Source organism: Paenibacillus macerans (genome assembly GCF_050565405.1).
Classification (GTDB): domain Bacteria; phylum Bacillota; class Bacilli; order Paenibacillales; family Paenibacillaceae; genus Fontibacillus; species Fontibacillus macerans_B.
The window spans coordinates 16,372-36,294 of the sequence record NZ_JBNYYG010000057.1; the positions used below are offsets into that span (position 1 = coordinate 16,372).

Sequence of the window (19,923 nt, forward strand, 5' to 3'; positions counted from 1 at the left end):
GTTCTCCTTTCGCTGGCGCCAACTAATTGACGGATCGTCAAGTAATTGATATTCTGTCGATAAAAAATACTACCACGCAATGGTTCAAAAGACCATTTACACTTTGCGGATAAGTGTAGATTAATTGACAGTTTACCGGGTAAGTGTCGAACATATTGCGCTTGATCGTCAAAGGAGAAATGAAATGTCTATCAACCGGGAGGAAAAGCTGGACCCTCGAGTCATTCGAAGCAAGCGCATGTTTAAAGAGGCGCTGATATCACTGCTGCAAGAAAACGCCGATCACCATAAAGTAACCGTTCAGAGCTTAGCGGATCGTGCGGAATTAAACCGCGCCACGTTTTATTTGCATTATCGCGATGTCGAGGATTTGCTGGAGCAGTTGACGAACGAAGTTCTGGACGAATTGGCCAGAAGAATCCACCCCCTTTCCGAAATCGGCCCGTCCAAGGAGAACCTGCCCCTTGTCTCCTTTCTCGAGCACATTTATGAGCATGCGCCGCTATTCCAAGTAATGTTGGAGAATAAGGAGTTTCGCCATCGATTATTCGCAATCCTCACCGATATCGTTTCGATCCGGCGAGAGCGCAGGAAGCCGGCGGAGCCTGCGAAACAAGTTCCCATTCAAATCATTGCCGCCTCGTCGCTTGGCATCGTAACGTGGTGGATTCAAGAAGGCACCCCGTATAGTCCGAGTTACCTGGCTAACCAAATCAACCAGATGTATAGAAGAAACAGCAACACTAAGGCCTGATTGCTCGGCGTTTGGTTTTTGATAAGATATAGAAGCTTTTCCCCGGGATGAATTTGTCTATGCTAAAGAGGACGAATTTATAGGAATTTTCCGAAACAGGGCGAATTTAACTTATACCTATCAAATGAAACGAAGGAGGAGAGTTTTGATGTCGGTCGGTATTTTGGCGCATTTGCTAGGGAAACAGCCCTTTCGGGAGTTAGCGGCGAAGGTGGCCGCATTTGATTTTCCGTACGTGCAGTTGGCGTTGTCCAAAGCGGTTTCGGACGTGGATTTTTCGCTTGGAAAAATAAGCCCGGGTTTAGCCTGCGAGGTAGGCGGCGCCTTCGCGGACAACCGGGTGCGGATCGCCGTGCTGGGCTGCTACGCCAGCCTGATCGACCTGGACGACGAGAGCTATCGGCATAATGTGGACCGGTTCAAGGAGCATCTGCGTTATGCGCGGCACTTCGGGGCGCCGATCGTGGCGACCGAAGTCGGCAAGCCGGCGGACCGCAGCCGCCTGCCCGAATATGGGGAGCGGCTCGACCGCGCGTTGGAGGAACTGGTCGAAGAAGCGGAACGTTGGGGCGTCACCATCGGCCTGGAAGCTGCGCAAGGCCACCTGGTCGATTCCCCGGAAACGATGGCTCAAACGCTTGAACGCTTCCCGTCCTCATGCGTGGGCGTTGTCCTCGATCCGTGCAATTTGCTGAACGCCGCCAACTTCGAGCGGCAGGATGAAATCACCCGGTTGGCCTTCGAGCTGTTCGGCCCCCGCATCGTCAGCGCCCATGCCAAGGACTTGAAGCGCGACGCGAACGGCGACCTGATCGAAACCGCCGCCGGACTTGGAGAACTAAATTATCCGTTATTTTGGAGGCTGCTGGAGCAGTACAAGCCGCATGGGTTTGTGACCCTGGAGGCGGTAACCGAGGAGCAGTGCGCTGCCGCCGCGCGGTTTGTGCGGGAGGGAAGAGGCTTCTGAGTTTGTGGAACATGAAGTGAATATCAGATTGTATTATAAACTTCGAGGGAAGGTTTCAGATATCGGAAGAAAAGCTAACTCTAAAAGAGGTCTGTAATCTTTCGAAAATCAACAGACGCTGCCGGACGCTTTGCATGATTATCCCCTTGGATCAGATAGCCGAGAAATGGAAAGAGCTCGCCTCACTCCGGGCCCCTGGGCCCCCTGAACGAAAGGGATAATCGTGCAAAGGCAGCAAGAGGGACACCAAGGCACGAACCCTATAAGGGGTTGCACGGATCGTACAGGAATTTTCCGGGACATCTTATCTTGCTCAAATTATTGCAAATGTGCAGAAGTGTACTTATTATACGGCAAACCTGGCAGTTCGGGCTGGATTGGCGAAAATAACTGCAGATTCGCATCTATTTCTTGATCTGATGATAAGCAGAAAGGCGACTCGCAGTAGTACAGGAGAGAGGATGGGTATGGGGGGACCCCATACCCATCCTCTAAAAGCACACAGGGGAGAAGTTAGCGCCAGCCGAGGACGCCGTTAGGCGTTTTTCTTATGCCTGTAGTCTTCATTGCAATTCTTGCGCGGCGCGTCTGCGCTTACAACCTGTGCTTAAGCTCCGGTCAATGCGGCTACTTGGGCTTGCAGGGCATCTACCCGTTTGCGCATATCGCCTGCTTCTTTCTGGTGCTTCTGCACCACGGTGGTCAGAACCGCGATAATGTCCATCAGAACAACCGATTTGTGATCGTTAGTCGCAAAGATCGTAGGAACCTCTTCAGCGATAAACCCGATGTTCTGCTTCTTGCCGTTCTCTGTCTTATAATTGAAGGTTACCGGCTTTAGCTTGTTCAGCAGTTCCAGCGCTTTCTTGCCGGGAAGGCTGGCGATGTTCTCCTTTAAGGCGCGTGAAGAGGTCTGGGCGAAATTTGCGGCGCGCAGGTTGCCCTCCACATCCAGCTTGTAATCGTCGGAAGCGGTCTTGCCGATCCCCACATTAAGGCTGTCATTGACCGTAATGACGCCGGTCAGTCTGGAAAGCTCGCTGTGGGTATGGTCGCTGTAAGCCAGCTGCTTCAGGCTGCCTTGGATGCCGGCCTGCCATTCGCCCAGTTCCTCGTTCCAGAGAAGCTGCGCATTCACTTCCGCGCCACGGCTAACTTCAACGCTTTGGCTAACCGTAAGGCTGCCGCTAATGATCGCGTCGGCCGCGGTCAATGTGCCGCTGGCGGTAATGTCCTTCGCCGTCAGCGTGCTGGCGATGCTCGCTGACGGTGCGGCCAGCGTGCCGCTGGCGGTAATATCCTTTGCCGCCAGCGTTCCTGTGATGTCCGCACTGGCAGCAGTCCATGCGCCGGCGATTTCCGCTTCGTCTGCCGATAGCTTGCCGGAGAAGGCGGCGTTTCCCGTTACGTCCAGCTTAGCCTTCGGCGCGGCGGTTCCGACGCCGAGATTGCCGAAGGCAACCGTAAGCACGCTTCCAAGGGCGGTCAGCTCCTGGTGCGTGTGGTCGTTGTACGCAACGCCTTTCATCTGACCGGCAACGCCGAGCTGCCACTCGTCCGCGGTTTCGTCCCAGAGAATTTGCGCTTTCGCTTCCGTTCCCCGGTTCACCTCAAAGCCCCGGCTGACCGCCACGCTGCCGCTGAACACGACATCCTTTGCTACAAGCGTGTTCGTAATCATGGCATCATGGGAGGTCAGGGCATTGCTGACTGTAGCATCCTTGACGGTGATTGCGCTGCTGACCACCGCATCCTTGGCCGTTAGCGTATTGCTTACGGTTATATCCTTCGCGGTCAGCGTCTGGTTGACGGTCGCCTTCTCGGCAGTCAGCATCCCGCTTGCAGCAATATCTTTCACGGTCAAAGCGTTGTTTACCACGCCGTTCATAACGGTCAGCGTATCGCTGATCGTCATGCTGGTTACCCCGAAGCTGCCGCTGATCTGCAGCTCGCCCACAGTCAGTCTTCCGGAAACAGCCGCATTGCCGTTTACGTCCAGCTTGGCGGCCGGCGCTGAAGTTCCGATACCGATATTCCCGGAATCAACGGTCATCGCGCTGAGCAGCGGGGCAAATTCCGGATGGGAGTGGCCCTTGAATTCAATAGCCCGCAGCGAATCGGATACGCCGGCAAGCCATTGGTCCGCCGTTTCGTCCCATAGAAGCTGCGCCGGAAGCGCGGTACCGCCGCGGAACACTTCAAGTCCCGCGTTCTTGACAAGCGGAGTCGGCTGCGGTTCGTACTTGTTGACCCGGATGATATTGTCCTCGACCTCAAGCGTAGCGGTATTGATCGTCATGATATCCCCGTTCACCGTTAGGTTGCCGGCTACCGTCAGGTTATTGGAGATGACGGCGTCAGCCGCCATAAGCGTTCCCGCCACCGCCGCGTTGCCTTGCACGTCAAGCTTCTCTTGCGGATTATAGGTGCCGATACCAACGTCGCCCTCTTCGGTTACGCTGAATGCCGTATTGTCCCCGGTTATCTTGACTTCGAGCAGCCCCAAAGGTGCGGTGGTGCCGATCCCGACTCTGCCTTGATTGTCGGCATACACCGCCACCGTGTCGCCCTGCTCATTGTAGAGCTTGTTCATCCCGCCTTTGCCGACGCCGAATTCGGAGCTCGTCTCGCCGTCGCTGTAGAACCATGCCTTCTGCTCGTTATTCCAGTAGATTCTCGCGTTTGGCAGGTCCTTGCCGCTTGCATCCAGCCCGCGCGGCGTTTCCAATCCGCCTGCCGCCACCAGCATGCCGGAGACCCGCATTTGATGGCTGACCGCGACATCGGTTGCCTGAATCCCCTTGTTAAAGGAAGCTTCCGCTTCAAAGGACGCCGCTTTATGCGCGGTTACCGTGCCTGAGAACGAAGCTGCGCCGGAAAACTCGGCTTCCGTGCGGAATAAGGCTTTGCCGGCCACATCCAGCGCCTCGGTCGGGTTGTCGGTGCCTACGCCCATCCTTCCGCTTCGGGTCAGGCTTAGTACCGTTTTGCCGGCAGTTCCCAGATTCCAGCGGTCCTTCACCCACTTGATCTGCGCTTTCGTTTCCGTCTCATGAGGCACTTCAAGGCCGTCTCCCAACGTAACCGTTCCGGCAATCACCGCGTTGCCGGCCGTCAAGGTGCCCTGAATGTCCGCGCTTGCGGCTTTCAGGCTGCCTGCGGCGTTGACGTTGCCGCCGGCATCCACGGTTAGCGCAGAACTTGCGGAAGATGTCCCGATCATCCACTGACCCTTCGCTTCGTCCCACCCGATCCGGGCCGCCGGCTGCTCCCCGCCGCGGTACACCTCGATGCCCCCGCCGGAGGCCGAAGATACGGCGTCGCCGTCCTTGTTCAGGGTGACAAGGGTGCTGCCGAAGGTCAGTTCGTCCGTAATAATCGCTGCCGTTGTCCCTCTGACCTCCAAATTGCCGGCAACCGTAAGATTGCTGCCTACGGTAAGGTCGTGATGGACGTCCACGTCTCCTTCGGCGCTGGCGCTGAGGGCCAGGATATCCGTCTGCGGATTGAACAGCTGGCTGTGCAGATGCAGGGAATCGGCATTCTCAGTCCGGGTCAGCTTCTCCCAGGAGCTGCCGCTGGCGATCGTCTCCAGCGCGCTGCCGGTGCCGACCTTCCACTTGCGCTCGCTCTCATCCCAGATGATTTTTGCGGCAGGCTGCGAATCGCCGCGGTACACCTCGATGCCGCTTTCGTTATAGGCGGGCGCATCGCCTTCGTATTTGTTGATTTCGATCATGTTGTTCGTGACGACGAGATCCTCGCGCTCAACCGTGGTTGTTTTTCCGTTGACGACAAGATTGCCGTCGACCCTCAGCTGGTCCACCGCCAGCCCGCCGCTGATCTCCGCGCCTTGGTTAACGGTAAGCGTACCTGCGACTTCGGCGTCGTTCTCAATCTCGAGATTGCCTTCGCTATTGGCCCGGACAACGGTACGTCCATCTCTGTCGACAAGCGAATTATGCTTATGCAGACCGTCGGCTTCAACATTCACTCCGCTGGTCAAAGCATCCCAATTGCTGCCGTAGGCGATGTTGGACAAATCGTCGCCGATGCCAAACTTCCATCTGAGGTCGTTTTCGTCCCAGACGAGCTTAGCGCTCGGATTTTGCGAGCCCCGGTACACCTCGATGCTGCTCTGCTTAAACGCCTGGCTGTTCCCTTCCGATTTGTTCAGCTCGATGCGGTTGCTGATGACGACCAGATCCTGCTTCTCCACGAAGGTGGTCTTGCCCTTTACGGTCAGGTTGCCGTCAATCGTTGCAGAACCCCCGACATGCAAAGCGCCTTGCAAATCGGCGTCGCCCTTCGCAAGCCAAGCCCCGCCGATTTCCACGTTACCCGAAGCCGTCAGCTTGCCCTGGTCATCTGCGGAAAGAACCGTGCCGCCCGAGGATGTGGTTAAAGTGCTGTGCTTGTGCGCGGCATCCGCTACGGCTCCGCCGGTGAGCGAATCCCATTTGCTGCCGTACGGGATGTCGGACAGGCTGCCTTCGATTCCCACTTTCCATTTCCGCTCGTTCTCGTTCCATTCAAGGCGGGCCGGCGATTGGCCGCTGCCGCGGTACACCTCTAGACCGCCTTTGGCGTCAATCGCATCCCCGTCCTCAGCCTTATTAACCGTGATGTAGCTGTCCGCTACCTCCTGTTCCACCTTCTTGACCAGAACCTCTTCCTCCCGGACGATCAGCTTGTTCACGGTCAGCGTCTCGCCGACCATCAGTTCATGCGGGATGTTCACGTTGCCGTCGGCGCCGATTTCCAGAGCCAGCTTGGACTTGTCATCATTATGGAATTGACTGTGCGTATGCAGCCCGTCGGCATTCTGTCCGCCGGTCAACTCCTCCCATTGCGCTCCGTCCGGAATCTCGGTCATATCGTTGCCCGTGCCGATCTGCCACGATTTGGCCTCCTCGTTCCAGGCAATACGGGCATTCGGCTGTGTTTCGCCGCGGGAGACCTCCAGTCCCCCCTGTTTGGCAACCAGGCTTCCATAAACGGTCAAGTCATGCTCGACCATAATGTTCCCCGCGGTATCCGTGCTGAGCACCGGAAGGCCGTCCTCGGAATGAAGCCGGGTATGCATGTGCAGCGTATCCGCGTTGCCTTTGCCGTGAAGCCGTTCCCAGTCCGGGCCGTAAGCGACATTGTATAAGCCGCCGCCATCAACGCCTTCCTTCTTATCGGTTCCGATCTTCCAGGCTTGCGCCTGCTCGTCCCAGAGCAGCTTCGCGCTGGGCTGATCCTCGCGGACAATCTCCATGCCGCTGACGTTTCTGGCGTCGGCATTTTTGTTCAGCGTGACCAGGTTTCCGCTGATGACCACCTGCGGCACGTCAAGCGTCGCCATTCCCCCGCTGACTTCGATGCCGTTCTTCGCCGTCAAGGGACCTGCGATCGTGACGGTTCCGGCCATCTCCACATCCCCGGAAGCATCCAACCGGAGCGACGGCTCCCCGCCCGCCGACACGGTCAGCGGCCCGTTCACGTTAAGCGGGCCGGACGTGTCGAGCGATACGGCGCGGACGTTCCCGGTAAATTCAGTTAAGGGGGCGTGGACGTACAGCTTGTTTGCGTTCTCCCCGCTTTCTTTGACGGGGCCGCTGAAATACGGCAGCTCCGGGTCCTCGTTCGGACCGATAATGATTTTCTCGGCCTTGAGCGTCGCCCCGCCAAGCGCTCGGGTGACCAGATTGGTGCCGTCCACATCCGTATCGGCAATTTGGTCGATGGCCAAGGTCCCGTCCGGATTATGCTTCAAGGTCACGCGGGCGAGCAGAATATCCTTGCGCACGTCGGCCGGCTTGGACGAGCTGGAGTTCAACTCGGCAATTTCCCAAACGTGAATCTCCTGGCCGCCGCCCTTAACCAGATCCGGGTCCGCCTGCACTTCCTTGTAGCTCACCGTGATGTACACCTGATCCGAGGTGCTGTAGCCGGACAGATCGAGCACCCGGGCCGGATGTGTATCGCTGATCACGATCTCCTGGCTAATCTCTTCGTTGTTCTCCGGATCGAAGACCCGGTTAAGCGCCATGCCCGGCTTGACCGCCACACTCGTCTGGTCGCTCTTCTCCACTTCAAGTCCCGTTACGACGCCCCAATTATGAAAATAACGGTTATGAAGACGCTGCGCACGCTTATGGTACTCCTGGTCGAGCGTCAGATCCTCCTGCTTCAGCAGCAGCCCGTTGAAATAATGCATTCGTTTCATATCCTTTGGCACAATCCCACTCCTCCCGGCTCTTCAAATATGCGGCTTGTTCCCCTCATGCCTTAGGCTTCAGCTTCGGCTGCTTCTTCTTCGCTTGCCGCCATTTCTTCCAGCACCTGCACCGCGCCGCTGATGCGGGTCATCGCGTAGCTCAGGCTGCTGCGCTTCTCGTCCAGCTCCTGCATCATTTGCTGGCCTGCCGCAAGCTCGGCTTTCAATTCTTCAATACGCGCTTTGATTTGTTCGTTCATCCTGATCATCCTCCTATGGTTTAGGCGCCCTGCAGGGCTGCGATTTGTTTTTGCATGCGGGTCAGCGCCTTCTGCTGATCCTTTACTACACTGGTCAGGACGGCGATAATGTCCATGCCGCTTACGGCGCGCTGCTCATTGTCCGCAAGCACCGCCGGAACCTCCTCGGCGATAAAGCCCAGCGTTCTTTCCTTCTTACCTTCTTTGTACTTGAACGAGACCGGGTTCAGCCCGTCCAGCAGCAGCTTCGCTTCCTTCACCTGAAAATCGGCGATATTTTCCTTGATCTCGCGGGAAGAAGCCCAGTACACGCTTCCGTTGGCATAGACGCCGCCGCTGGCATGCAGGTTGATGCGGTCGCCGGCATCGTTCGATACGCCGATATCCAGGACGCAATTTTCACCGCTGGTCGGATAGTATTTAATCCACGCCGAATCGCCGCTGCCTCCGCCCGGGTCGGACGGGAAGATAATCCCGTTGGCGCCGCTGCCCGCGCTCGGAATCAGGGCACGCTGGACTTGAAGGTTGCTGTGTACGGCGGCGTAAGACCAGTCGTTGCCGTAATTGAGCACAAGGGCGCTGCCGCTGTCAACCAAAGCCCGGCCTAGGCTGCCGCGGCGGCCCGGATAGCCGATGCAGAAATCGGCGCATCGCACCGAGGCGGTGAACTCGTTCCCTACGTCGAGCTTACTGAACTGGCCGTCGAACTTGAGGACGGACGACGTCTTAATGGTCCCGCCGATCTGCAGGTCGCCCGTGATCTGGGCGCTGCCGTTCACCTGCAGGTACCCGTTTACGTCGAGGCGGTCCCAGACCGACACCTTCCGGCCCTGGCCGCCCGAGGAGTTTCCGATGATCATCAGCGTCTTGTAGTTCGTCGTATCATTGCTGATTTCGGCTTGATTCTTGGTCTGATCTGGGAAGCCGGACCAGGCCGAGGTGAAGCGGATCGGGTTCTGGTTCGCTCCCGTCATCAGACGGAGGCCGCCCGCAATATCCAGCTTGTCCGCCGGATTCAGCGTCCCGATCCCTACATTGCCCGCAGCGTTCAGGGAGATATGGTCATTGCCGTCGTTCGAGGTGCCGATCTCCAGCGTGCACGCTTCGCCGGTGCGCGGATAATATTTGATCCAGGCGAGGTCGCCGGAGCCGCCGCCCGGATCGCTCGGGAAGATGATGCCGTTATGCGCCCCGTTCCCCACGCTCGGGATAATCTCCTGCGAGGCCTGCATGCTTCCGTTCACGTACAGGAAGCCGTTTACGTCGAGCCGGTCCCAGATGGCCACCTTGCGCCCTTGACCGGCGGACTGGTTGCCGACGATCATCAGCGCCTTGTGGCCGGTTACGTCGTTGGAAATTTCCGCCCCGTTATACTTATCGTCCGGGAAACCGGACCATTCGGAGGTGAAGCGGATCGGGTTCTTACCGCTCAGTACGCGCAGGCTGCCGTCGACGTCAAGCAAATCCTCCAGCGTTTTGCGCGGGCCGATCCCCACATGGCCGCTGCTGTTCCAGGAGAGCACCGGCTTCTCCGTCACGGAGCCGTCCGGGTTTGGCGTCCGGGTGCCGAGCGCGCCTCCCTTGCCGCCGAAGAGCACCGGCCCGTCAATTTCGGCTGCGGCAAACGTCTTCCCTTTGCCGTACCAGCCCAAGCCATGCGCGCCTTCGATATGCTCCTTATCCACGCCCTTCAGCCACAGCGTCTTATCGTCCTTGATCGCCAGATCAGCGTCGCTGAACAGCTTGCCGGCGCTGCTGTAGCTTAAGGAAACGGAGTCCGAGAACGAAATTCTGCCATGTCTGTGCAGGGAATCGGCATGATCGCCCTTAATCAGGCTCTCCCATTCATTGCCGTAAGCGATTTTCTTCAAATCCGTGCCGAGCCCCACCTTGAAGCATTTCTCGCTCTCCACCCAGACGATCCGTGCATCGTCGGTACCGCCGCGGTAGACCTCAAGACCGCCGTCGCGCGGGCCGGGATACTCATAGTCCGGATCGTCATAGTTCGGGCTGTTGACCTCGACAAAGCTGTTCATGATCCGCAATTCGCTTTGCGACCGGTCCTTGCTCTGCAGGATCAGCTCGCCCTGCACGGTAAGGTCCCCGCCGATTTTTAAATCTCCCGTCATGTTGACTTCCCGCGAATTGACTTCCAGCACCTTGCCATCCTGCAGCGCATAGACCGACGGCATTTGGGCGAGAACCTCGTCGCTCAGCGGCATGTCGTCGTTTATGTCCCCGTTTTTCGCCTTGACGACCAGCTTCTCGGTCACCATCTTTTTGCCCGCTGCGCCTGCGTATACCCGCAGCGGAGTCCGCTCGGCGTTGCTGTCGTAATCGAAGATGCAGGTGTTGTCAATCACGATATCCGCGCCGCTTTTGCGCGGCACGACCCGGGCGAGAACGATATGCTCCGGTCCTGCCGGCTTCGTGCTGCCGTGACGGATCCGTCCCCGCTCCCAGATATGGATGAAGTTGCCCTGGCCCCGCTCGATATTTTGGTCGGCGGGAGCCTCTTCGTAGCTGATGTAAATATAAATGTTCTCATTGGCGTTATATTCGGACAGATCGACCGGATTATCCGGATGCCCTTCATAGATCAGGATTTCCTGGCTGAGGCTCTCCCGCTTCTTCGTTACGGCGTCTTCCACCATCACCTGGTTCAGCGCCAGCCCCTCTGTGACCTTGACCTTCATCGATCCGGTTTCCTGAAACGGCTGGACTTTAAGTCCGCTCACGATGCCCCAGGTATGGAGGTGGCGATTATGCAGCCGCTGCAGGCGAAGATAGAACTCCTGATCCAGGCTGTAATCTTCGGCATTCAGAAAGAGTCCGTCAAAGTACCGCATTCTTACAAATTCTTTTCCCATGTTTCAACCTCCGGCTCAAAATTCTCTATTCCTCTCTTATACCCCCGACCAAGGTTTCCATACCGACGCGTCCGTAGACCCCGAGGCGCATATGCGGCACTTCGATATTCAGGCTGGAGTTCGTGTAAAAGGGCCGTTCCTTGCGGATGGCCTCCTGAAGAACCCGCGTCTTGTCCTGCAGCAGCGTGCGGGTTGGCGCCGGAAGAATGACATGGACGGAAAAATAGCTCGGATCGGCAGCCCCCGTCATCGTGTTGATTCCGACCCGCTGCCCTATGCCGCAACGGACCGGCTCTTCGAAGTCGCTGATCGAGATCGCTGCTTCCTCGCCGGCGTAAACCTGCAAATATTCCGCCAACCCCTCCAGCGTGCCGCGTTTCTTGTATAGCTGGACGACGCTGCCGAGGAGCTTGCGGTTAACCGTGCTGCGGGGCTTTTGAAGCGGCAGCAGCTGCGAAGGCGCCTGGGTCCGTTCCAGTTTGTCCAGCTCGCCGTCGTACTCCACGCCCTCCGCAAGCTCCAGGCCTACCCAGCCGGCCAGCCAGGGAAGGAACGCGGACGGAGTATGAAGGGGATCGAAATAGCGGTGAAGTCCGTCCAGCAGCGCTTCAATGCCGACCGATTCTTCTCCCTCCGCCGCCGTTTTGCCGGACATCAGCGCTTCAAACGCCTGAAGGAAACGGCCCAGAAAAAATTCCTCATCCGTTTCCCCTGATTTCTGCTGAAACACGCGCGGCAGGTACTGCACGAAGCTGTAATCGTCGAGACTACTCATGATTCCACCTCAACCTTCAATTCCTTTAGCCTGAACAGCTGGTACGGCTGCAGGTCGGGGGACTCCAGCGCCACGTTCGTTACGTGCTCGATGCCGGGTATGCCCTCAACCAGGTGATACAGGTCGGACGCGTACAGCTTTCTTCCCGGCGGCCATCCCTGCCCGCCTTCCCCGCCCGTTACCGGATCAAGGAAACACGTTATCGCCTCCGCTGCGGTGCCGGCCATCCCTTTATCCCTGGCCGCGACCGTCATCTCGATCCGGATATCGCGGTAATCGGGCTCCACAACGTGGATGCGCGTGGTCAGCAGCTTGCGGGCATCGAGATAAGCTTTGACGCTGGCCTTGATATCGGTAATCTCGCGCAGCAAATCCTTCTGGTTTCCGGTGCGCAGCGCCAGAATGACGCTGACATGCCCGAAGGCTACCTTCGAGCCGTCCGCCCCGCTCTCCATATTCGTGTTGATCAGGCAGAAGGCTCGTACCGCAAGGTCCGGATACTTCTCCAGAATGCGCGGAATCTGCATCAGCCCCTCTTTGGCAAGCAGCTCATAATCCTCCGCCGTCACGGCCCGGAAGCGCTCCAAGAATTGCTGCACCCCTCGGCGTATGCCGGATGCCAGCCCCTCCTCCGCATCCGGGGTAATGCCCAGCAGCTTCAGGAAGGCCAGCTGGGTTTCCTCCGTCACCTGATCCATGCGGTACAGAATCATCTCGCTGAACCACGCAAACAGCTCCACCAGGGTAATTCCGGGATCGGACGGGTTATAGTTGGTCCATTCCGGAGCATAGGTCGGAATCAGGGATTTGGCGTCGGCGACCAGTTCATTGAAGCCGAGGTCGTCCAGATTCGGTACGGGAAGCGCCATGCGCGTTCCTCCTTTCGATGTTCATTTTCCGTCATTCCTCTGCGGGAAAGCAGTACGGACAACGGTCGGCGTCAGGCGCGGCAACCGGCGAAGGCAGATATTTGCGCTCTTCCTTGACGATGGAAGCAAGCCGGCACTCCGGCACCGTTCCGCTGAGATCGTGGACTTGGTTCGCCAGCTTGTCCAGGAGGTACGGAAACGCCGGTTCATCGGGCTTGTTGATGAAATGAGTGCCGCCGAAGATCAGCTGATCTTCCTCAAGAAATATATTCTTCGAGCTCACCTGATGGAGCTTGAGCGGCGTCATGTTGACGTACTCGTCGTTCCGGCTTAAATATACGATGTCACCCGGCTCGAAGACGGCGATCTTCAGGCTGAACGATTCTGCGCCGGCCGTAAGCTCGTTCAGAATATAGCTGCGGATGATCCTATTCCCGGGAGCGCCGAATTCCACGTCGCTGCCTTCCGGATAAACGCGCTTCAGCGGCTCCCCGTCCAGCGTCCTGCAGCCCAGCACATCCCCGTCAACGGATTCGATCAACAGCTCTACCGGCGCGTATCCCCGGTAACGCAGGCGGATGATATCCCTTTCCTTGAAGCCCTTGACCATGAGCGTCTTTACGCCTGAGCCTGCCGGCACGCCTTCAGCAAGCGCGTAGTAAATCGCATTGTCGTCCGAACGGACGGCGCTGAATTTGGGATAAGCCGCCAGCGGCTTGTACGGTCCGCTCTCCAGCGGGTCAACGCCCAGCGTCCAGCACTGCGCGGAAGACTTGACGGCGATGTCCGAGACATAATCGACGCCGGGGGTGTCTTTGATGACGGCATAGACCTCGGACACGTACAGATTCTTGCCCAGATCCCATCCGGCATTTCCGTCGCCGCCGTGCAGCGGATGGAAGAAACGCTTCAGGTTGTCGATAATGCGTCCTTCCGTCACCTTGCGCTGGTCTATCGAACTGAAGGCTACCTTAGCCTCGATACCAATGCGGACATAGTCCGGACCGGTCACCGCAATGCCCGGCAATTCCGTATCCAGTACGGCCGAGGTCCGTTCAAGCAGGTAAGCCTCGATCTCGCTGAGCAGTTCCTGGCTTGGCGTCGGCCGCGGATTGTCGATCTCCGGCACGACGATAACCGTCGCCGTTCCGGGAACAAAGTTCAGGTCCCGGTCCGTCGCCCCAAGGCACCTCACCTTGGCGATCTGCGGCATCGCTTCCCGAACCAGCCATTCCATATCTTCCGCCGTTACGCCTCTGTTCCAGCTCTTCAGCGTATGCGGCCCGCGGATTGCAGCCTGATCCGTTTCCTCCTGATCGAAGCCGCCGTCCGCCGCAACCGGATTGGACACCGATTCCAGCCAGCTGAAATTGTCCCACATCTTGATGATGGTTCCGGCCGCCACATTTCCGGCGGCGCCGCCGGCGTGATGGTAGTCGCACTTGATGTTCTCGATTCCCGTCGGAGGAATCATGCCGTTCTTGCCGTCTCCGAACTGCAGCACTCCGCTGCTCCGGTCCAGCATGTAATGCCTTGCCGAGGAATCGGACACCGAAAATGCATCAACCTCTTCCCATAACACCCATTCCCCTTGTCCGGAGGCCTCGCGCACCCATACGGACTGGCCCGGCAGCACCGGCGTCTTCGACAGCTGGAAGCTCTGATTCTCTTCACCATTGCTGGAGCCGGGAATTTCGCCGCTGACCGTATTCGAATTGCGTGCCCATACGGCGTTGGCATAAATCGCGTCCAGCTGCGGAGCAATCTTGAATTCCCCTTCGTCCAGCCGGGCCCGGATCCAGTAATGCTCCGTCCCGAAAAGCGGGCGCGCCTCCATATCCTCGGGTACGGCGAACTGGAGGATTTCCCTTCTGGTGAAATGCCGGGTCTCGTCGCTGACGCTGAGCGTCATCCAACGTCTGCCGTCCCAGTACTCCCAGGCCACGATCGGGCGGATGCCAAGCTGCTCGCCGGTGAGCGGAAAGAACAGCGACACCGGCAGGCTACGGACATCCTGATCGAAGCCGAGATAGAAAGTCGGCTCCAGCTCTGTGCCGGGATAGAAGGGTTTGAAATACCGCTCCGGCTCCCGGCACTCCTCGGTCTTGTCCTCGAAGCTGAAATTGTTCTCCGTCAGCACCAGCTCCGGATAATCCTCCAGCGTATAGGCATAGGAGATGCCGATTCGCCGGACGGAAGGCGGCGCATACGTCGCAGGGGTAAACTGGAGCTGAGCGATCTGGATGTCGTTCTCCCCCAGCTTGACCGTTTCGTCCTGGTAGTCGTATTTCGCATCCTCGCCGTAATTGCCGCCGGTAATGCGGACGCGGATCCAGTTATTCTCCTCGCCGTTCACGACGGACGGTTTGATGCCCGGGCAGGTGAAACTTACGGTCCCGCTGGCGGTCAACAGCCCCGGACGGCGGTCGTCGGCGGAATCCAAGGCTTCAGCGCCGGCAGATTCGCGGATACCGGAAATGGGCTGCCATTCCGCCCCGTTCCAGTACTCCCACTCTAGCTTGACATACGGGGTATCGGGCAGCGGGCTGATCTCCGGGTCGGACAGCTCGATAGCGACGGCAATTTCGGCGGAAGGCTTGGAGAAGGCTTCTCCGCAGGCCAGATAAAACGTATCGTTGACCTTGGGCTTCTCGCCGAACGGATAGTAGTCCTTGCCCGTGTCAAGCGCCGTCCCGTTGCTTATCGCCGCATCCGGCGCAAGCGGCGCCGGGCTCTGGATGCTCAGCTCCAGCCGGATATCCTCAATGTCCGGCATAGCGCGCTCCGCCGTAATCGGCGATTTCAGCTCGGCAAAAATCCATTTGCTGTTCCACTCGCGCAGGGTCTGGGCATGCTCATAACCGGAAAACGCCTTGCCGTGCGCCGCCGGCAAGTTATCGAACCGGTAGGTTGCCTTCCATGCCGCTCCGCTGTTATCCTCGGCGGCCAGATCCGGAATCAGCTTCACCGCTTCGCCGTCCTCGCCGTAAATGTACCAGTCAATATCCAGCAGCCCGCCCGTTTCCTCGCCTTCCGGTTCGGCAAATACCGCTTGCCCGGGCTTGTTGAACTGAATCGACAGACGATTGCCCGTCTCCTGAAACCCTAGCAGCTGTGAATGCCCCAGGTGCAGCCGGTGCACCACCGTTTCTTCTCCCCTGAACAATTCGGCCGTGCGGCCGCCCGCATCCCCGGCAAAGAGGAAGCCCTGGTCGCTCCAGCTGTCCGCTCCAGGGTCAAGGCTTACGGCCCGGACTAGCCGCGGCCGGATCACCGTCAAATCCTTCTCGGTCTCGAAGATGACCTCGCCGCCGCTTTCCGGCTGCGCGGACACCATCGTTCCCGCGGGAATCGTGCCGATCTGCTCTGCGTCCGCCTTGGGCGTAAACAGCAGCGGCGCTTTGGCCGCCCTTGGCGGGGTCGGGCTGATTCCGATCATATTGAGGAAGGAAATAAAGTTCTTCTCGGGCGCCTTGTTCAAGCGCTCGATCACCTTCCCCATCATATTGGCAAAGATGCGGACCAAGGCATCCACCCTCTTGTCCGCTTCCAACTCCGTCATATCCGACCATTCCCTGCGGCAATACCTGTAAATCAGACGCCGCAGCTCCGGGATCAGCTGCTCCTGGTTCCGTTTATCGATTGTAGGCAATAGGTTTGGCATTATTTCCCCACGCTTTCAAGGAAGAATGGATAAACCAGATTGTATTTGCTGTTGCTGGCCTTGATCGAGTAGTCGATCGAGACGTCCAGCACCGGCTGGTCGGAGCGCGGCGTAACCGTAATGTCCTCCACCTCGATCCGCGGCTCCCAGTTCAGCAGCGCCTCTTCGATAAAGCTGCGGATCAGCGTCGCCGTGCTCATGTTGTTCGGGGCGAAGACCAGCTCGTTCAGGCGGCAGCCGAAGTCCGGCCGCATGACGCGTTCGCCCCGCGCGGTGGACAGGATCAGCATGACCGACTCGCGGATCGAATCCTCGCCGTCCGAGCCGAGGATGCTGCCCCGCTGCACGGCGAAGGGAAACCTCCAGCCGCGCCCCAAAAAGTCTATGACTTCCATAACCTCAACCTCCTATAAAAACCGTTCCCGCCGCAACCACCTTGCCTACCGGCAGGTCGGCCGGATCATTGCAGGTCATTGCGGCATCGCCGCTTCTGGCGGCCATCTTGCCGTTGATCTTTACGGTTGCGCTGCCCATGATGATCTTGCCTTTGTTTTGCGGCGGCTTCTGAAACGGGCCTCCCTGCGGGGCGTGTGCCGGCGTATTGGTCGCCGTGGAATCGACAGTTGCCGCAGGCTGGCCCATAATATTGACATTGCTGCTTAATCCTCCGTCCAGGATGCCCGTAAACGGATGCGGCAGCGGCGTCGGAACGACCGAAGCGCCGGCAGGCAGCATCACGATGTGCGTATCCGTGGCCAGAATGCGGTCGCCCTTCTTCGCGGCAGGCTGTCCCATGCGCTCAACTCCTTGCTGGTTATATGCAGTGCTTATAGAGGTTGTTCAAAAAGTCGTCTTTCCATGACGAAGATATTCATGAAGTAGACTCGACGTCGAATCTTGAATTCAGCCGGGCCTTCCGTTGCTCACGTAGTTTTGACTACGCTCCGCTACTCAGTCCCTAGCTTCATCCAACCTTCTCGGTCCTGTAAACCCGACTTTTAGAACTCGCATTTATAAGGATGATCGACTTGCTAGTTGATGTTCACGGTGGCTCCCTTGATCGTCATGCTGGCCGAGGCCTTCACGTTCATGCCCGCCGCGGCTGAGATCGTGGTGTCCGCCGACGACTTCAGCTCAACCGTCTTCGCGGCCAGGGACAGCTTGCCGCTCGGCGCGGAGATTTCGATGTCCTTGCCGGAGACGATCGACACCTTGTTCGCCTTAGCGTCGATCAGGACGCCGTTGCTTCCCGACTTGTCCTTGATCTCAATGCGCTCCGCGCCGCTCTTGTCGTCCAGCCGGATGACATGCCCCTTGGCGGAGGTAATCGTGATCCGCTCCTCGCCCTTGGTGTCGGCGAACTCCAGCAGATGGCCGCTGCGCGACTTGAAGACGCGCAGATTGTTCTTGCCGTCCTTGTTGGTTTCGGGCGGCGTATCTTTGCCGTTCCACAGCGAGCCGATCACGTAAGGACGATTCACATCTCCGTTCTCGAACATCACCAGCACCTCGTCGTCGACCTCCGGCAGGAAAAAGGCTCCCCTGTCCTTGCCGGCCATCCAGGAGGCGACGCGGGCCCAATTGGATTCCGGCATGCCGATCAGCGGCACCTTCACCTTCACTCGCCCGGGACCCGGCTTGTCCGCGTCGTTCGCCGAATCGTTCTTGATGACGACACCTGCCACCACGCCGTAGATCCGGCCTTCGCCCGGCATGCTGCCCGTAAAATTGGAAATTCCGGCTCCTTCGTTCATAGGCTTGTCCTCTTCACCTTAAAAGTCGTGGTATAGCCCTTGCTGTCCATTTTGTGGACCGTGGACACGATATAATAAATGCCGCTGAAGCGGTCGCCGAGTCCGGTCAGCTTCACCGTCCTGCCGGCCCGCAGCTGCGGATTCCCCCAGCATGTGCCTTCGCCGGAAATGAACTCGCGCAGGTGGCTGTTGTAAGCGGCGGCGGCAAGCGCCTTGGCCTCGCTCATATCGATCAGATTCTCCGCGCTGATCGCAATCGGCGATTCCTCGATGGACTTCGCGGAGATGTCGAAGCCGGTCTCCTTCCCGCCCATTTTGCTGATCTCGTCGCCCGCTTTAGCTTCCGCCTCCAGCTCCTTCTTCTCCTTCACGTCCCAGCCCCGCACCTTCACCTTGCTGCCCCGGGTCAGCGTCCGCAGCTCCAGGTTCAGCCGCTCGAAATCCTTCTTGAAGGCCAGCTCCGGCAGCTCCGGCGCCTTCTGCATCCGCGACTTGACGAAATACAGCTTCTTGTCGTCGGCATACAGCTCATAATCGAGCAGGGCAGCGCGCTCCAGCAGGAACTCGTAGTTGCTCCGGTTGTTCTGGAACATGTACGGGTAAATCGTCTTGGTGTCGTCCACCACCGGCGTCAGGCCGTGCTCCTTGGCGATTTCGGAGGCGATATCGCTGTCCTTCTTCTTTAGGAACACCTTGCTCCGCGTCCCCATCCGCAGGCGGTGGAGCATATCGTAGCCGCGGATATCGAGCACGGAATGCTCGGAGAAGTTCAGGTCGAGGGCGGTAATCTCGCCGCTGACCAGCGGCACGGGATTATCCAGGCCAAGCGACAGCTTCAGCTTGTCGCCCGGCTTGATGTTCTTCAGGTCGATTCCGCGCCACATGCCGCCGCTTGAATCAACCATGTTCAACTGAATGGAGAAAATCGCCGGCAGGTTCAGCTCATCCTCCAGCGTGACGCCTTCCACGGCGGCATTCAGCTCCGCGGACAGCTTGCTTCCATTCAGTTCGATCGCGTATTTCGCTACGCTGGTGCTCATTCAACCCCCGCCTTAATCCGGGATGACCAGGGTCCTCCCGACGTCGTTTTCTCCGGGAAAGCCGACCGGATTGACGATCCGGTTCAGCTCGGCAATCCGCCGCCAGGCCAGCGGGTCCTTCAGCGCTTCATTCGCGATCAGGTCGAGCCGGTCTCCGCTCTTGACGATCCACAGCTTCCGGCAGGCGTTCAGCCCCTGGTTGTCCTCGACTACCTTGTCCGGTTCGTCCGTTATGAAGGTGACATCCAGCAGGGAGCGGACCGGCGTGCCGTTCTCCATAAACATCGTGAACTTCTGCTCAATCCGGCTCAGCAGGCCGCGATAGGTGAAGCCGCCCCAGACGAACAGGCAGACCGGCGGTTTTTTCGTGCTTTTGCCGCTGACCTTCGGATCCAGCAGGGAGGTCAGCTCCCGGGTTTTCTTGCGCACGTCCGTGCGTTTCTCATAGGTGTCGTAAAATAACGAGACCTTGAATTCCGGCGTTTCCGTGATCTGAAACTGCTTGTGGTTCTTCTCTCCGGTGTATTTCCCCTCGAATGAAACGGTGTACTCGTTCGGGTTAAACATGACCTCAATCGCGCCGCCGCCCATGTCGACGGGGATGATTTTGGCTTTCTCGGCCATTATCTGAGCCCCCTTCGGTCGTTACGAATGGCCAATTTCTTCTCCAGCACCTGGAAGAGCAGCCGGTATTTTACGATACTTTGACGTTGTGGGAGCATTTGGGACTCGCCGCCGCCGTTTACGGTATGGACGAGCCCGAAT

Annotated in this window: 13 protein-coding genes; 2 read left to right on the forward strand and 11 right to left on the reverse strand. The window is 58.3% G+C overall.

Annotated features, from left to right (window positions below; translation table 11 throughout):
• The first annotated feature begins 184 nt into the window (after positions 1-184).
• Both ACQ4N8_RS23185 and ACQ4N8_RS23190 read left to right on the forward strand, forming a co-directional pair.
• Positions 185-754 carry a TetR/AcrR family transcriptional regulator gene (locus ACQ4N8_RS23185; protein WP_430706722.1) on the forward strand — a complete coding sequence of 190 codons (570 nt, stop codon included), beginning with the start codon at positions 185-187 and terminating at the stop codon, positions 752-754.
• Positions 755-902: 148 nt separating this feature from the next.
• Positions 903-1,721 (forward strand): sugar phosphate isomerase/epimerase family protein, encoded by an 819-nt coding sequence (locus tag ACQ4N8_RS23190; protein WP_430706723.1) that lies wholly within the window; start codon positions 903-905, stop codon positions 1,719-1,721.
• A 607-nt stretch (positions 1,722-2,328) separates the two neighbouring features.
• Here the strand turns inward: ACQ4N8_RS23190 and ACQ4N8_RS23195 are convergent.
• The 11 genes from ACQ4N8_RS23195 to ACQ4N8_RS23245 all read right to left on the reverse strand — a co-directional run bounded on the left by ACQ4N8_RS23195 (position 2,329) and on the right by ACQ4N8_RS23245 (position 19,782).
• Positions 2,329-7,947, reverse strand: coding sequence for a tail fiber domain-containing protein (locus ACQ4N8_RS23195; protein ID WP_430706724.1), 5,619 nt, complete (start codon positions 7,945-7,947; stop codon positions 2,329-2,331).
• Between the two features lie 50 nt (positions 7,948-7,997).
• Positions 7,998-8,186 carry a hypothetical protein gene (locus tag ACQ4N8_RS23200; protein ID WP_430706725.1) on the reverse strand — a complete coding sequence of 63 codons (189 nt, stop codon included), beginning with the start codon at positions 8,184-8,186 and terminating at the stop codon, positions 7,998-8,000.
• Positions 8,187-8,206: 20 nt separating this feature from the next.
• Positions 8,207-11,056 (reverse strand): tail fiber domain-containing protein, encoded by a 2,850-nt coding sequence (locus tag ACQ4N8_RS23205; RefSeq protein WP_430706726.1) that lies wholly within the window; start codon positions 11,054-11,056, stop codon positions 8,207-8,209.
• Positions 11,057-11,081: 25 nt separating this feature from the next.
• Complete coding sequence (locus ACQ4N8_RS23210; protein WP_430706727.1) at positions 11,082-11,831, reverse strand: phage tail protein; 750 nt, start codon at positions 11,829-11,831, stop codon at positions 11,082-11,084.
• A complete protein-coding gene (locus tag ACQ4N8_RS23215; protein ID WP_430706728.1) occupies positions 11,828-12,700 on the reverse strand; it encodes a hypothetical protein in 873 nt (290 codons plus the stop codon). The genes ACQ4N8_RS23210 and ACQ4N8_RS23215 overlap by 4 nt, the downstream gene beginning before the upstream one ends.
• Before the next feature lie 31 nt (positions 12,701-12,731).
• Positions 12,732-16,364, reverse strand: a complete 3,633-nt coding sequence (locus tag ACQ4N8_RS23220) for a putative baseplate assembly protein (protein WP_430706729.1) — start codon at positions 16,362-16,364, stop codon at positions 12,732-12,734.
• Positions 16,364-16,759, reverse strand: a complete 396-nt coding sequence (locus ACQ4N8_RS23225; RefSeq protein ID WP_430706730.1) for a GPW/gp25 family protein — start codon at positions 16,757-16,759, stop codon at positions 16,364-16,366. Before ACQ4N8_RS23225 ends, ACQ4N8_RS23220 begins: the two co-directional genes overlap by 1 nt.
• Positions 16,760-16,763: 4 nt before the next feature.
• Positions 16,764-17,159: a PAAR domain-containing protein gene (locus ACQ4N8_RS23230; RefSeq protein WP_430706731.1), complete on the reverse strand. Its 396-nt coding sequence runs from the start codon at positions 17,157-17,159 to the stop codon at positions 16,764-16,766.
• A 236-nt stretch (positions 17,160-17,395) separates the two neighbouring features.
• The gene (locus ACQ4N8_RS23235) at positions 17,396-18,118 is read right to left on the reverse strand and encodes a phage baseplate assembly protein V (protein WP_430706732.1); all 723 of its coding nucleotides are present in this window, start codon (positions 18,116-18,118) and stop codon (positions 17,396-17,398) included.
• Positions 18,115-19,158, reverse strand: coding sequence for a phage late control D family protein (locus tag ACQ4N8_RS23240; RefSeq protein ID WP_430706733.1), 1,044 nt, complete (start codon positions 19,156-19,158; stop codon positions 18,115-18,117). Before ACQ4N8_RS23240 ends, ACQ4N8_RS23235 begins: the two co-directional genes overlap by 4 nt.
• Before the next feature lie 12 nt (positions 19,159-19,170).
• On the reverse strand, positions 19,171-19,782 hold the full coding sequence (locus ACQ4N8_RS23245; RefSeq protein WP_430706734.1) for a peptidoglycan-binding protein LysM: 612 nt from the start codon (positions 19,780-19,782) through the stop codon (positions 19,171-19,173).
• Positions 19,783-19,923 lie beyond the last annotated feature (141 nt).